Source organism: Corynebacterium sputi DSM 45148 (assembly GCF_000427865.1).
In the GTDB taxonomy this organism is placed as follows: domain Bacteria; phylum Actinomycetota; class Actinomycetes; order Mycobacteriales; family Mycobacteriaceae; genus Corynebacterium; species Corynebacterium sputi.
Window position 1 is genome coordinate 53,434 of sequence record NZ_ATYV01000010.1, and the last position, 14,286, is coordinate 67,719.

The 14,286-nt window shown below is 61.4% G+C and carries 16 protein-coding genes; 12 read left to right on the forward strand and 4 right to left on the reverse strand.

The annotated features are described in order from the left end of the window. Nucleotides 1-177: 177 nt before the first annotated feature. Nucleotides 178-951: a hypothetical protein gene (locus tag YWU_RS0106385; RefSeq protein ID WP_027019818.1), complete on the forward strand. Its 774-nt coding sequence runs from the start codon at nucleotides 178-180 to the stop codon at nucleotides 949-951. After that, the gene (locus YWU_RS0106390; protein ID WP_027019819.1) at nucleotides 948-1,742 is read left to right on the forward strand and encodes an MTB12 C-terminal domain-containing protein; all 795 of its coding nucleotides are present in this window, start codon (nucleotides 948-950) and stop codon (nucleotides 1,740-1,742) included. The genes YWU_RS0106385 and YWU_RS0106390 overlap by 4 nt, the downstream gene beginning before the upstream one ends. On the opposite strand, the gene YWU_RS15540 is transcribed toward YWU_RS0106390, so the two are convergent. Further along, nucleotides 1,743-2,396, reverse strand: a complete 654-nt coding sequence (locus tag YWU_RS15540) for a GNAT family N-acetyltransferase (protein WP_034647324.1) — start codon at nucleotides 2,394-2,396, stop codon at nucleotides 1,743-1,745. It lies immediately after the preceding gene. An 83-nt stretch (nucleotides 2,397-2,479) separates the two neighbouring features. On the opposite strand from YWU_RS15540, the gene YWU_RS0106400 reads away from it, so the two are divergent. The 7 genes from YWU_RS0106400 to YWU_RS0106435 all read left to right on the forward strand — a co-directional run bounded on the left by YWU_RS0106400 (nucleotide 2,480) and on the right by YWU_RS0106435 (nucleotide 8,639). After that, nucleotides 2,480-2,779 carry a hypothetical protein gene (locus YWU_RS0106400; RefSeq protein ID WP_027019820.1) on the forward strand — a complete coding sequence of 100 codons (300 nt, stop codon included), beginning with the start codon at nucleotides 2,480-2,482 and terminating at the stop codon, nucleotides 2,777-2,779. 9 nt (nucleotides 2,780-2,788) lie between these two features. Next, a complete protein-coding gene (locus YWU_RS0106405) occupies nucleotides 2,789-3,280 on the forward strand; it encodes a SidA/IucD/PvdA family monooxygenase (RefSeq protein ID WP_084141896.1) in 492 nt (163 codons plus the stop codon). 421 nt (nucleotides 3,281-3,701) lie between these two features. After that, complete coding sequence (gene rplN / locus YWU_RS0106415; RefSeq protein ID WP_027019822.1) at nucleotides 3,702-4,070, forward strand: 50S ribosomal protein L14; 369 nt, start codon at nucleotides 3,702-3,704, stop codon at nucleotides 4,068-4,070. After that, nucleotides 4,071-4,385 carry a 50S ribosomal protein L24 gene (rplX, locus tag YWU_RS0106420; protein WP_027019823.1) on the forward strand — a complete coding sequence of 105 codons (315 nt, stop codon included), beginning with the start codon at nucleotides 4,071-4,073 and terminating at the stop codon, nucleotides 4,383-4,385. It abuts the gene before it with no gap. 2 nt (nucleotides 4,386-4,387) lie between these two features. Next, nucleotides 4,388-4,942 (forward strand): 50S ribosomal protein L5, encoded by a 555-nt coding sequence (gene rplE / locus YWU_RS0106425; RefSeq protein ID WP_027019824.1) that lies wholly within the window; start codon nucleotides 4,388-4,390, stop codon nucleotides 4,940-4,942. 110 nt (nucleotides 4,943-5,052) lie between these two features. Next, complete coding sequence (locus YWU_RS0106430; protein WP_034647326.1) at nucleotides 5,053-7,332, forward strand: DUF6541 family protein; 2,280 nt, start codon at nucleotides 5,053-5,055, stop codon at nucleotides 7,330-7,332. 401 nt (nucleotides 7,333-7,733) lie between these two features. Next, the gene (locus tag YWU_RS0106435; RefSeq protein ID WP_027019826.1) at nucleotides 7,734-8,639 is read left to right on the forward strand and encodes a GDSL-type esterase/lipase family protein; all 906 of its coding nucleotides are present in this window, start codon (nucleotides 7,734-7,736) and stop codon (nucleotides 8,637-8,639) included. Between the two features lie 51 nt (nucleotides 8,640-8,690). On the opposite strand, the gene YWU_RS0106440 is transcribed toward YWU_RS0106435, so the two are convergent. Then, a complete protein-coding gene (locus YWU_RS0106440) occupies nucleotides 8,691-9,584 on the reverse strand; it encodes a LysR family transcriptional regulator (RefSeq protein ID WP_027019827.1) in 894 nt (297 codons plus the stop codon). A gap of 69 nt (nucleotides 9,585-9,653) precedes the next feature. On the opposite strand from YWU_RS0106440, the gene YWU_RS15545 reads away from it, so the two are divergent. Next, nucleotides 9,654-10,613, forward strand: a complete 960-nt coding sequence (locus tag YWU_RS15545) for an SLAC1 family transporter (RefSeq protein ID WP_051260117.1) — start codon at nucleotides 9,654-9,656, stop codon at nucleotides 10,611-10,613. Here the strand turns inward: YWU_RS15545 and YWU_RS0106450 are convergent. Further along, on the reverse strand, nucleotides 10,610-11,341 hold the full coding sequence (locus tag YWU_RS0106450) for an SDR family oxidoreductase (RefSeq protein ID WP_027019828.1): 732 nt from the start codon (nucleotides 11,339-11,341) through the stop codon (nucleotides 10,610-10,612). The two genes, YWU_RS15545 and YWU_RS0106450, sit on opposite strands and share 4 nt — an antisense overlap. After that, nucleotides 11,301-11,537, reverse strand: coding sequence for a phosphopantetheine-binding protein (locus YWU_RS0106455; RefSeq protein ID WP_027019829.1), 237 nt, complete (start codon nucleotides 11,535-11,537; stop codon nucleotides 11,301-11,303). The genes YWU_RS0106450 and YWU_RS0106455 overlap by 41 nt, the downstream gene beginning before the upstream one ends. Nucleotides 11,538-11,623: 86 nt before the next feature. Between YWU_RS0106455 and YWU_RS0106460 the strand changes: the two genes are divergently transcribed. Further along, nucleotides 11,624-13,225, forward strand: a complete 1,602-nt coding sequence (locus YWU_RS0106460; protein WP_027019830.1) for a (2,3-dihydroxybenzoyl)adenylate synthase — start codon at nucleotides 11,624-11,626, stop codon at nucleotides 13,223-13,225. 77 nt (nucleotides 13,226-13,302) lie between these two features. Next, entirely contained in the window at nucleotides 13,303-14,202 is a 900-nt protein-coding gene (locus YWU_RS15550) for an ABC transporter substrate-binding protein (protein WP_084141900.1), read from the forward strand. Nucleotides 14,203-14,286: the final 84 nt, after the last annotated feature.

A 14,286-nucleotide genomic window follows, 5' to 3' on the forward strand; every position in this document is an offset into this window, starting at 1 on the left:
CTTTTATGTGGCCAGACGTGGGGTAATGGTTGCTATGTGATGTGCCCTGAACTTCTATCTATGTTCCCGAACGGGATGTGTTGCTTTCTGCAATGTCCGTATCAGGGGGTGGGGGTGGGGATATGTCCGCTCATTTGATTGGCAAATGCGCGATCTCCTCCCCAGTGGCCACGATTCATGGACGTCGGATCCCTGGGGCGCACGGTCGCCTCTCTTGACGCGCGGATGATGCAGTACGTCAATGGTCCCGCCGTCTACAAGTCCCTGGCGATGACGGGTATCGCAGAGGCACTGCGTACTGGCGGTCCCGTTCCGGTCGGAGCGACCGGAAAGACATGGGATTCGCTTCTCGACGCTGACTCATCCCTCACCGAGGACCTCTCCGACCAAGAATCCGGCCGGGCGATGTGGATCGCTCCGGCTCTGGCACCAATGGTCTCGCCGACTGACGGTGAGACCTATGTGGTGCTTGGCTCAGGCGCCGGTGTCTTCGCCGATGAACTTTTGCGCAGGCACCCCGGCCTGAGGGTGCAGATCGTCGGAGCCGCGGCGGGGCGCCAGGTGCGGGATGTTGGCGAGGATCGCCAGGCCCGTGCTTCGGTGTCGCCGTGGATCCAAGGCGAGCAGCTTCCTGCAGGCACGGCCTCGGTGATTCTCGACCCGTTCGCAATTGCCTCCGACGGCGACGTGGCTGGAGTTCTGGCGGCTGCCACCTCTGACCAGGTCATCGTGGTTACCAAGATTCTCGCAGAGACCGGTGATGAAGACCATGAATACGCCGAGGACCTGGGACGGCTGTGCCTCGACGGAACTGCGGTGCCCACCCGCCGAGACCTTGTGACAGCAGCAGGTCTGGCCGGCTACGTGGTCGATTCAGTTCAACCCTCAGGATGGGGCGCTGTCGCTGCATTCCTGGTTCATTCCCACTCAGCAGAGGACAACGCACGATGAGCGACGACAGTTACGACTACACCTCGGAGGACACCACCGAGGAGGCCAAGCCCGCCAAGCGCGGCAAGGTCAACTGGCCCACGGTCACCGTGGCGATGGGTGTCTCGACCCTGGCTACCGGCTTGGTGTTGATGATGGGTGCCTTCGGCGTCATGCATTACAGCGCTTCGATCACCTCGTCCGCCGTGACCCAAGCTCAGCTCATGGCTGATCAGGGCAATGCTGGTGGAGATACCAGTAACGGGGCGGCTGCCAACAGCACTCAGCGGGCGGCCCAGCGCACTGGTTCTACTGGTGCGAGCGAAGCTCGCGGTACCGCCGGGAGCGAATCGGGAGGTGCAGGTGGAGGGCAGAGGAGCTCTGCGTCGGGAAGCGATGAAGAGACCGTCATGGCGGTCGACTCAGTCGACGACACCGTCGACGCCAGTTCCGACATGCCACCCCAGATGGACGCTGGTTCATTGCAAAGTCACATGCAGTACCTGCTAGCGGACTCCACCTCGGATGAGGAGATCGCGAACAGCCTTGAGGCTGGCTACGACGGAGTCCCGGTCGTGCGCCAGATCTCCTCGCGCCTGAACACGTTCTCCCTCATCTACAAGTGGCGGATCCTCGACGGCTCCGTCTATGAGGATGGAACGACGATGTGCGCAATCCTCGAAGCGGAACTGAGCGGCTACGGCACCAAGGAAATCGACATGGCGTATTACGCCATCGATGGTTTCTGGAAGATGTCGAATGACAGCCTCTGCGCGCTGGCCCAGTCTGCCCGCGCAGAGTGCAACTTCTGATCAGAGCGGAAGCGGCTCGTCGATTGCCGCATCCGCCTGGTCGTTTGCCTCACGAGTGACGATCAAGAGATTGAATGTGCGGTCATTGACCGTGTGCAGTCCACAATCGCTGGCGCCGAGCTTCTTCGCCGCCCGGCGAGCGTGGAGGTTCCGGTGGTCCGGGTCGAAGATGATGCGCTGACACTCAGGTGCGATCTTGGCCAGCTCCGCCAGAGCCACCGCCAGGATGAGGCTGGCAGTTCCCTTGCCAGTGTCATTCGCGTCGCCGAAACCCACGTGGACGCCGAGGTCATGGGGGAGTGGCTCATAGGTGGCGCCGATGGCGTCGCGACCTGGGCGGTAGAGCTCGAAGTACGCCGTCGGCACACCCTTCACCGAAAGCATCACCGGAACGGAATAGTCGCCGGCATTTTGTGCGGCGATTCGGAGGGCCCACCATTCCTCCGGATTAGGGAACTCCCACGCCTGGGCGAGATGTGGGCGATTCATCCACTCCGCCACGTGCGCGATATTTGGTGAGTCGTTCTCGATGCGCTCCATCCGGAAATCACCGCTGAGCTCTGGGAGTGGGATGGGGCCGACCTCGAAGAATGCGTCCGGTACGTCGACGATTTCGCGCGGCAGATCTGGGTGGGCAGTGCGGGTGAGAGTCATGTTGTCTCCTGTCAGTAACTTAACGCGACGGTCATGCCTTAGCTTAGCCTTGCGTAACTTGCTGTTGGGTGATGGAATTTCCGATGACTACATCGAAAGGATTGAACGACGTGACTGCCCTAGAGAAGGCGGACCTTGCGGTGATCGGCGCGGGCCCTAAAGGAATTGCAACGGCACTGCGCGCGAAACTAAGCGCAGCGGCAGGCCGCCCGTCCCGATCGGTGGTGCTGATTGACCGGCTAGGTCCCGGCGCCAACTGGACTGCCGCTGGTGGCTGGACGGACGGACGGCACAGGCTGGGTACATCGCCGGAGAAGGATGTGGGGTTCCCCTATAACTCTGCAGATCCCGAGGTTGACCGCGCCGTGCAGGCGTACTCATAGAATGCCTACCTGGCTGCGACGGGTCGATTGGGTGACTGGGTCGACCGCGGTCGTCCATCCCCGACCCATCGGCAATGGCACGACTACCTCGGCTGGGTGGTCGATCGCGCTGACCTCACGGTGGTGTGGGCAGAAGTAATGGAAGTCGACGTCAAGGGCGGGGAGTGGTCCCTCAAGCTCGGTTCCGTTGATGGTTGCTCGACGTTGGTTACAGGCTCGCTCATGGTCACTGGCTCCGGTTCAGGTGCTCCAACGCTTCCCGACGACAGCGGCAAGCTCATCGGCCCCGCCGGCTTCTGGCGGCTCGCAGCGATGGGTCGGGAGCGAAAATTCCACCGCGTTCTAGTGGTTGGAGGCGGGGAAACAGCCGGAGCTGTGATCGATCAGTTACTGCGAATGGACGTCGACCACGTCGAACTGGTCACGCCCGGACGGTTCAGTGCTTGCAGGAGTGGCTGCTGCGGCGGGCCCGATGACGGTGACGTGCGACCTCGCTATTGATGCAAGTGGTGCTCAGCCTCTGTGGTTCCTCGACCTCTTTACTCCGGCAGCCCGCGATATCGTGCGACATTGCCTGCCAAGAGATAGTGCCATCAGCGCTCAGTCAGTCGAGGACCACCTCGGCGACGGACTCGAACTCCTCGGGGCCTGCCCGCGATTGGTGCTGCCGATGCTCTCCGACGTCGCGCAAGGTCCTGCCTTTCCTAATCCAGTTGCCTCGGTGCGATGGCTGATCGAGTGCTGACGGGAATGGCTGTGGACAAAAACGTCGGGAAGCAAAGACTCGTGCATCACATATTTGAGGTCTGAGCCGGGACGGTGTAATAATGGCAAGGTTGCGTTTCGGCGCAACCATCAGACCGAGTGTGGTCAGGACGGAAATCTGTCCACACAAAGAAGAACCAGGTCAAGGAGAACCGCAGTGATTCAGCAGGAATCGCGTCTGCGCGTCGCCGACAACACCGGTGCTAGGGAAATCCTGTGCATCCGCGTGCTCGGCGGCTCGACCCGACGTTTCGCCGGTATCGGCGATGTCATCGTGGCCACCGTCAAGGAAGCCACCCCGGGTGGAAACATCAAGTCCGGCGAAATCGTCAAGGCTGTTGTCGTCCGCACCAAGAAGGAGACCCGTCGTCCGGACGGCTCCTACATCGGCTTCGACGAGAACGCAGCCGTCATCATCAAGCCGGACGGCGAGCCGCGCGGCACCCGCATCTTCGGGCCCGTTGCCCGTGAGCTGCGCGACAAGAAGTTCATGAAGATCGTGTCTCTCGCACCGGAGGTGATTTAGTTGAAGATCCGCAAGGGCGATACCGTGCTGGTCATCTCTGGCCCGGACAAGGGTGCTAAGGGCAACGTCATCGAGGCGTACCCCACCCGTGACAAGGTCCTCGTTGAGGGCGTCAACCGCATCAAGAAGCATGTTGCCGACTCTGCAGCAGAGCGCGGTGCCTCCTCCGGCGGCATCGTTACGCAGGAGGCCCCGATCCACATCTCCAACGTCATGTTGGTTGATGAGGACGGCACCCCGACCCGCGTCGGCTACCGCTTCGACGAGGACGGCAAGAAGGTTCGTATCTCTCGCCGTACCGGGAAGGACATCTGATCATGAGCGACAACTACACCCCGCGTCTCAAGACGCGCTACCGCTCCGAGATCCGCGAGAGCCTGCAGAACGAGTTCAGCTACGAGAACGTCATGCAGATTCCCGGCGTCGTCAAGGTCGTCGTGAACATGGGCGTCGGCGAGGCTGCTCGTGACTCCAAGCAGATCAACGGTGCACTGCACGACCTGACCCTCATCACGGGTCAGAAGCCGCAGCTGCGTCGCGCGAAGAACTCCATCGCAAACTTCAAACTCCGTGAGGGCATGCCCATCGGTGCGAAGGTCACCCTCCGTGGCGACCGCATGTGGGAGTTCCTCGACCGCACGCTGACCGTTGCTCTTCCGCGTATCCGCGACTTCCGCGGCCTCTCGGACCGTCAGTTCGACGGCCACGGCAACTACACGTTCGGCCTGTCCGAGCAGTCCATGTTCTACGAGATCGACATCGACCAGATCGATCGTCCCCGTGGTATGGACATCACCATCGTCACCACCGCAACGAACGATGACGAGGGCCGCGCACTGCTGCGCGAGCTCGGCTTCCCGTTCAAGAAGTAGACGTTTGGTCGCTTAATCCCCGCACCGTTTTCGGTGCGGGGATTTTTGCTGCCCTATCGCGTTAACCTAGCCTTAATTGGCATTCCCCCTATGTCGAGGAGTTGATTCCGTTGCTCGGATCCATGTTGATCCTGCTGGCGGTCCTGTACCTGCCCGGAGTGATCATCGGAATGGTGTCCGGACTTCGGATCTGGTGGGCACTCGCTGTGGCCCCAGCCCTTACCTTCGCCGTTTGTGGACTAGCCGGCGCCGGCCTCTATTGGATCGGCGTGCCCTTCAATCTCCTCACCAGTGCTATAGCCTGCCTGGTGTTGATCGCTGTGGCGTTCGGGTGGAGGGTGCTCTGTGTGCGCTCTGCGAAAAAGAACGTCGCCGATGCTAATGATGGGATGTGGCAGACGGCCGAAGGCCCGGCCGCCCCACGCTGGCGGCAGCGGATCACGGTAGCGCCGGCTCCGATCGGTGTGTTGTTAGGTGCAGCAGCGAACTTCATCCCCGTGTGGAGGCAGCGTGCCGGCGACGTCAATCAAGACACGATCCCGCAGCTCTGGGATGCGAACTGGCATGGATCCGTCATTAGGTGGATTCAAGAGACCGGGATCGCCTCCCCGACACAGACCGGGCAGCTATTTAATTACGAAAGCCAGGCAGCGAACTTCTATCCGCTGGCGTGGCACAGCTTCGCAGCGCTGACCGGTGACATCACAGGCAATTCACCGACGACGACGATGAACCTTGCCGCCATGGTGATCACTGCAGTAACGATCCCGGTTGGCGCAGCGGCACTTGCATGGATGCTCGTTGACAGGCCTGGTCTGATCCGAGCATTGGCAGCAGGATTCGCGGCTATCTTCTCCTCGGCGCTGCCGGTTCTTTATAGCGTCAGTTTCGGAGTTGGTGCTTGGCCGTACGCGGTGGCGCTATCTCTGGTTCCGATGCTGCTCGCGCTTCTTGTTACCGTGCCACATCACCCGCGCCGTCTCTTTGCAGTGGCCTTCGGAGTTGTTGGTGCTGCCCAAGTGCACCTGGCTGCACTTCCAGTCCTGGTTCTTCTGGCCGGAATTTATTGGGTTTTCTACCGATTGTGGAATCCGGTGCGTTCGCGCATTGCCGACTTCACCCTGATGGTGGTGCCGGGCCTGCTTGCAATGGTGATTCTCGCTCCGCAGCTGCTGGTGATGATCCGGTCCGGTCAGGCTGAAGATTCGGTTGGTTTCGACGGAACCGAGGAGGTTACGCGGTCGGAGGCTTGGCGAGACGTGTTGCTCATGCTCACGCGGCACGCCAGCGAGGATCCGCCGGTCTGGCCCGTCATCATCCTGGGGCTGATTGGCCTGACCATCATTCTCTTGTGGCGCCGCGGAGTGTGGGCCGCAGTGACGATGATCCTGCTCCTGTTCTTCACGGTCAACGCGATGTTGCCGTTCGGAGGATTGACCGGGTCGTTGCTCGCTGTATATGGAGAGCTGCACTACTCCATGCCGCACCGATTGATTATGCCGGTTGCCTTTTTCTATGCAGCCGGTGCTGGAGTGGCCGTTGCGGTGCTGCTCTGGCTCCTCGCCGGTGGTGCGGTTCGCAGTTGGGACCCGAAGAACTCTGTCGCCGCGGTCATCGTTGCGGCACTTGTGGCCGCCGTTGTCACCCCATGGGCGGCACAGCAGCCGCAAGAAAGCCGGATCTTCGCGTTCGGCAACACCTACGATCCGTGGTTGATCGACGAGGCCGACGTTCGTGCGATGGATTGGCTGGCTGCCCAGCCGGAAGCGTGGGAGCACAACACCTACAACAACCCGAACCAGGGCATGGCCTGGTTGTATCCGTGGACTGGATTGCCCTCGATTTTCACGCACTTCCAGTGGCCTAACGTGGCGGATGAGTCGGCGACGAACAACATCTACTGGCACGCGGACAAGATCGGCGCCGGTGCTAGCCCCGAGGAACAGTGGGAACTCAACACGATTGACGAGTCTGTCCGCGATCTGGATGTGGGATTCATCCTGATCTCACCTCCGAACCTCTGGAGTGAAGAAGAGTACTTCTGGTCTATCCATGACGGAGTCTGGAACGCTCCGGGAACAACGCCGGTGTACCTCGATGGTGACGTCGGAATCGTCGCCATTAATGGAGTGATTCCAGACGAGGCGATCGAGCGGATGCGGGCGGAGTCTCCGGAGCAGCTCGGAAGCTTGCCGACCCGTCAGGAAGTTGGGCTCGCAGACGCCGGCGACCCCGATGCAAACACCCCGTACATCTTCCACCCGGGTGCTGATGAGGATGACTACCCGTTGGTCGGTCGCCCAGGAGATCAACCAGAGGGGCCCGTTACCCCCAAACCGCAGGTTCTTTCCGGTCCTCCGGGTCAGGAAGTGGAAGTGATTCGCCGCTGATGCGCTTACCCCCGGATAGGCGGGGCGTGTGCTCTGGTCCGACGGGTGAATCTCGCGGGCCTTCGTGTCATCGACCACAGTAGTTTTGCGATTATGTATATATCGTCTGTGAACTTCTAGCAGCATATTTAATGCCCAAAACCCTGAAACGGTAACGGATCAGACACGGCGGCCCCGATTACGGAAATGCGAACTGGGATTTTCCGCTGTGCATGCATGCTGAACTGCGCTATCGTAATCTCGTCATCACGTTATGGAACCGTAACGGTTTCGTACGTAGGGCGATAGAAACCCTGAGACCTCCTCTAAAGAACCTGATACTCTCCTGTTCGTTATTGGGAGGGGATCCGCCCGAATGTCTCGACTTGCTAACGACGCCATCCTGCGAGGTACTTAAACTTATGAAGAAGCTCTCACGCTCCATGCGCACCACCGCCGTGGCTGCTCTTGCCGTAGTCGGCCTGGGCGCCGGCGTGGCTATCGCCAACCCCCTGACCCCGGTCGGTGACGCAATCGGCGACGGTGTCGGCGCTCTGACCGAGGCCACCGGTTCCACCGGCGACGGCTCGAAGCAGCTCGTCGCATTCGGCGACTCCTTCACCGCTAACGCCGGCAAGAACGGCGAGTGGGTGCTGGAAGACGGTCAGACCGTCTGGACCACCAACTGCTCCACCTCCGTTGACAGCTGGCCGAAGACCGCCGGCAAGGAACTGAATAAGACCGTCGGCGACTGGTCCTGCAACGGCACCGGCGGTATGCCGATCGTTCAGCTCCAGGCCTACGTCGAGTCCGCTATCGCGTACGGCGACATTGGACCGGGCACCGAAGACGTCGTCCTCATGTACGGCGGCATGGACGCTGCACAGTGGATTGACTCCGCCGGATTCGTTGGCGGACCGAACGTGCCGACCACCGACACCTTCGTCAACATCATCTCCGATGTGAAGCAGCGCGTTCAGAATGCCGCTCCGGAGGCAACTGTCACCCTGCTGTCCTACCCGGAGTACGCCAGCCAGGATGAGGAGCTCTGCCTGGTCAACTTCGATGGCATGGTCAACCCGATCCCGACCCCGGGCTCCAACGGCATCCAGGAGGGCTTCCGCAACAACATTCAGCATGCTGCGCAGGCCACCGGCTCGGAGTTCATCGACATCTACGAGGCTTCCAAGGGCCACGGCTCTTGTAACCCGAGCAACGAGGACCGCTGGGTCGTTGGTTTCCAGGACCCCGCAATGGGTCCGATGACCAACCACCCGTCGGTCAACGGCATGATCGAAATGGGCAAGATCGTCGCAGCGAACCTCTAGTTCGCCACGACTAACACCGCCACGGTTTCTACCGTGGCGGTGTTTTCGCGTCTACACAGGTGGATTGTCCCGAGCGATTGCGATCAGAGCATCCGCGTCGGCATTGTCACCGGCGCGGCGCAGACGCACTGCAGTGAGGGGCCGTTCGAACGACAGCCCCGGAGTGTTGACCTGCACGAGGCGACCTAGTTCGATGTGATCAGCCACAGCGTCTGCGGCAATGATCCCGGGGGATCCGAGTTGAGCAATCGCAGAGCGTTGCGCGGACAATGACCCGAACTCGCCTGCAGGTTCAGCCAGATCTCCAAGAACGGTTGTAATTACCTCGCGAGAACCAGATCCAGGCTCACGAACGACCAGCGGCTCGCCGCGCAGCTCATCGGCGGTCACGTCCCGGCCGGCCCATGGATGTTCGGTGGGAACGACCAAGATCAACTCATCAGTGCCGAGGGGGACTTCCTCTAGGCCATGCAGGGTCGCACCGCCTTCGACAATGCCCAGCTGGACTTCGCCAGAAGACACCATCGTGCGTACCTGGGAGCTATTGCCCTGGATCATTGCGATCTGTGACTCCGGATGCAGCCGGTGAAAGGTCGCAGCCCAAGCCGGAAAATACATCTCCGCAACAGTGTTGGAAACGGCTACCGGGAATCTATGAGACCCGAGGGCTCCTCGCTGCTCCAGTACTACTCGGGCGAATGTGGATGCGGAGTTGAGGAAGTGGGATGAGGCGTCGAGAAGCGCACGGCCTTGCTCCGTAGCGACGGTGCCGTACGGGGAACGCCGGAAAACTGGGACGCCGAGAATCCGCTCCGCCTGCGAGACCCGCGTCGACACAGTTTGCTGCGGCACACCCAGGGCGCGGGCCGCTGCGGACATTGAGCCGTGGCGGTCGACGGCGAGCATGGCTTCGACCTGAGGGACGTCAGGAATCTTGGGGTACACGTAATCATTGTACCCCCCACGGTTTCCGCGATGACCTCACCGGGGCTTTCGCCATCTACTGTCACAGTCATGATCACGGACAAGCTCCCACCTGCAGGCCCTGCGTGGGCTGGCAGTGTAATGGGCGTGTCCGTAGCCGCCGTGCTCAGCGGTGTCCACGGGCTCTGGTTGTTGAGCTGGATGTTCCTACTTGGTGCAACCGTTCTCGCGGCTGCGTTGATTGTCGGCTGGGTGAAGTTGCGTAACCCGGGCTTCGGCCGTGCCTTCATGGCGCCGTGGGCGATGGTCTCGATGGGGCTTGTCTCACTCGGGGCGGCATGGACATCTGTGACAGGGGTATGGGCCTTCCAGACTGTGGCGTGGTTCCTCGCGGTGCCCCTCGCGCTCACCGTATGTGCACGTCAATTGCAGCATTTCGTTGGACCTCCGACATTCCTGTGGGGATTGCCGACGGTTGCGCCGATGGTGGCGGCAGCCTCTGGACTTCAGCTCGCCCGCGCTGAGGTGTTGTCGCAGGAACTCTCCATCATCGTGTGGGAGCTCTCTGGGGCGATGGCGATTCTCAGTGGACTAACTGCGCCGATCGTTTTCCTCGTCGTCTATGTGGCACTGACACGAAAGCGCACGTCTGTGCCGGATGCTTTTGCCGGTACTACGTGGATTCCCCTCGGCATCCTTGGCCAGTCCACGGTCGTAGCACTATTGCTCGGCGCTGGAACTACCTACGGGTATATCGCGTTCGCTCTCGCGGTCCCGATGTTCCTCTTTGCCGCCGTCATCTTCACCCGCGCCTGCCTGCGTGGCGCCGGGTACACACCGGCATGGTGGGGCTCGACCTTCCCGGTCGGAGTACTCGGGTTGGGAGCGCACCAGATGTCCGTCGCCACCGCTTCAGCGTGGTTCGACGTACTGAGCCTGGCGTTGCTCGGGTTGCTGCTGGTGCACCTGGCGGTGTGTCTCTCCCGTGGGGTGGCAGCCAGCCGCCCGTCCGTCACGGTGCCGCAACCAGAGCCGGCCGCGGTCCGCTAGGCGTCCAGCGTGGCCCCTCCGTCTACGCGCAGATCGTGCATTGTGATGTGCCGCGCGGCGGGGGAGAGCAAGAACGCGCACGCTCCGGCTACGTCATAGGGATCTGCGATCCGGCGCAGCGGAATTCCTAGTCGGTACAGATCAGCGTCGCCGGCGATCGATCCGGCCTCATCCGCCAATCCGTGAAGCATCGGCGTGTCGGTCGATCCAGGGGACACCACGTTCACACGAACGCCCTGCGGCGCGCACTCCAGAGCCAGGGTTTTGGTCCATGATGTCGCAGCAGCCTTCGATGCCCCGTACGCCGCCATTCCGGCCCTCGGGACCGACGCCGCGTTCGACGATACGACCACGATGGCACCGTCTCCGCGAGAGGTCATCTTCTCCGCCACGGCCGAGCAGACATTCACCACGCCAAAGAAGTTCACCGATATTGACCGGTGGAGGGCGAGGGAATCGGGGGAGAGGGAGGCGTCGGGAAGCAGTATTCCGGCGGCATGAACGAGGGCATCGACTGGGCCTGTGAAGCGTTCCAGTTCGGCGACTGCGGCAGACACAGCCTTCGCGTCAGTTACGTCGACATCGTCGAGGTCCCAAGCGGTGACAGCATGGCCGGACTGCTCGAGTGAGTCGACGATGGCCGCTCCGATCCCACCGGCGGCGCCGGTAACCAGGCAATGCACCGGGTCACTCTCCGTCGGTCGGTCGGAACAGGTCGACCCACGCATCGAGAGTGGTGTCTTCCAGCAGGTCTGCGAAGTCGGCGTCCCGTCCGCGGCTGCGTGCCCATTCGAGAACCTCCATCATTCGGACCGAGTCCAGTCCGTGGTCAGCAAGTTCTTCGGTGGGGTTTACGGCGGCCGGGGCGACGCCGAGAAGTTCGGCGACTTTTCCGGTGAGTTCCGCACGAAAGCTGTCAGACATGTATCTCCTTAATTCGACATAGTTCCATCAATGTAGATTACGCTACCCTAATGAGCCGCAGGGTTGCCTAACTACGAGGAGTGGGCATGACAGTCACGGTCAACGCGCTCATGGCGTCGCTGGATGACACCGGAGTTCTCGCGAACGGCATGACAGAGGCAGAGGCCGACGCCTATCGGGCGTGTGGGGCATGGACTGGGGATACGCACCAGGCGCTCCTCGCGCGCGCAGTCGCCAGGTTTGGTGACGCTCCAGCCGCCTCTGACCAGCACCGGTCTCTGACCCGGAACGAGTTAGATGCGCAGGTCAATAAGGCTGCCGCTACGTTGTCGCGCCATGGGATCGGCCGCGGCGACGGCGTGATCGTGCAACTGCCGAACTCCGTCGCCTACCTGGAGACTATCTTCGCCATTTGGCGCCTGGGTGCGATTCCGGTCTTCGCATTGGCAGCCCACGGCTGCGACGAAGTCGCCCATTTCGCGCGCACCGACCCGGCCCGGCACCACATCGGTCCCGCCCGCCCCAACCGGCATATGTCCCGTGTGCTCACCGGCCTGGCGGAGGTGATGTCCGAGGTCGTGCAGCTCGCCGTCGACGTCGACGCGCCGGACCCCTGGTCCTGTGCGCCCCAGGAAAATCCTTTGCTTCCCGACGTCCAATCCCACGAACTCTCCTTCCTCCAGTTGTCAGGGGGGACCACTGGAGTTCCAAAGCTAATTCCGCGCACACATGACGATTACCTGTACTCAGTGCGAGCAAGCATTGATGTGTGTGACCTGCAGGAAGGGGACGTGCTGGCAGTGGTGTTGCCGGCTTCGCACAATTTCACGATGAGTTCGCCGGGCATCCTCGGTGCAGTTCAGGTCGGGGCATCGATCGTGTTTGTGCCGGATCCTTCTCCGAGCGCAGTGCGGCGCATGGTCGCCCGGCATCAGGTCACGCACATGGCTCTGGTCCCGCCGCTTCTTCTTGGACTTTTGAACGCTGAGCGACCTGCCGAGGGGCTGGAGTCGCTGCGGACTCTGTGGGTTGGCGGCGCGAAGCTCAGTGCGACGGCGGCCAGTCGAGTGCGTCCGGAACTTGGTTGTGCGCTGCAGCAGGTGTTCGGGATGGCCGAAGGGCTGGTGAATTACACGAAGTTGGATGATCCGGCGGAGGTTGTGGCCACCACTCAGGGAACTCCCATGAGTCCTTACGACGAGATCCGAGTTGGTGACCAAGGGCAACTCCAGACGCGGGGGCCGTACACAATCCGCCGGTACCACCGGAATCCAGAGGCGAACGCCGCCTCCTTCACGTCGGACGGCTTCTACGTCACAGGCGACCTAGTGGAGATCGACGCCAACGGCAATATCACCGTCGTCGGCCGGGCGAAGGACCAGATTAACCGTGGTGGAGAAAAGGTTGCCCCGGAGGTGGTGGAGAATTCTCTCCTGCGCCATCGCGCTGTCCATGACGTGTCGGTGGTCGGAGACCCAGATGAGGTTCTCGGCGAAAAAATCAGGGCGCTCGTCATCCTTCGCGAGCCTGGCACGTACGACGGCCCGGCGCCGACACCTTCTGCACTGCGCAAATTTGTCCGTGAATCCGGGGCCGCGTCGTTCGCCGTCCCGGATGTGGTCAACATAGTTAGTGAGTTCCCCCTCACTGGCGTGGGAAAAGTCAGCAAGCGAGATCAGAGGGGATGACCACTTTGGTTGACCTAGCCACAATAAGATAATGTGCTGAGTCTGAATTAGCCTGACCAGTGTTTTCAAGGGGGAACATGAGAGCGATTTTTCACGCCAGGGGACTGGCGTGCGCTCTCACTGCTGCGCTCGCCCTGACTGGGTGCGCGGCCACTGGGCACACCACGCAGGCGGCCCATTATCCGATGAATCCTGAGAGAGTTGTCGCTTTTGGTTCGGCGGTGGATAATCTTGTCTCGTTGGGCGTCACCCCGGTCGCTGTCATCGAATTTCCAGGTGATCACCCTGCGCAGTGGCGTGAGGATATGCTCGAGGATGTTCCGAGGATCTCCGCCGATGAGGTCGAGGAGTCGAACCCGGACCTGATCGTTGGGGGTCGTTCAGTGCATGGAGAGGAGCTTTACGACGCCCTCTCTGACATCGCCCCCACCCTCACTTCCGGACCTGCGCCTGATGAGAAGGCATGGAGCGAACAGCTCATGCAACTCGGCCAGATCTTCGACGCCGAGGCTGCGGCTGCGGACGTGATCGTTAAGGATCATCGCCGCATGGAGGCCGCCCGTGATTCGAATAGTGGACTGTCTGGCAGCACCGCTGTCCTGGCGCGTCACTGGGGTGGAGCCTTCAGAGTCTCCCTCGATGATTCCCATCCTGCGGCCAGATTCTTCTCTGAACTGGGAATGAAGACTCCGACCTCAATGTCAGTTCGGGCAGCATCGGTTGAAGACGGGCGTGCGGTCATCCGTAAAGAGCGGATTGGTGACCTCTCAGTGGACTTCATGGTTCTCGACGCCGGCGACCGACTCGACGCCGTCCACGCGATTCCGGGGTACCAGAACCTTCCGCAGGTGCGCTCCGGCGCGGTCGTGGAGAACGGCTCCGCCGTCGCGGCAGCGTTGGCGGACCAGTCTGCGGTGTCCCGTGAATGGGTACTCGGTCAGATCGCTGACGCGTTGGAGAACGCCGCCTCCCGGTGACGGTCCAAAATGTCACGTAGATCGCATAATTGACGCTTTGGAGAACACTGCAGATGCTGGTAGCCTCAAACGGTCTGCTTCTAT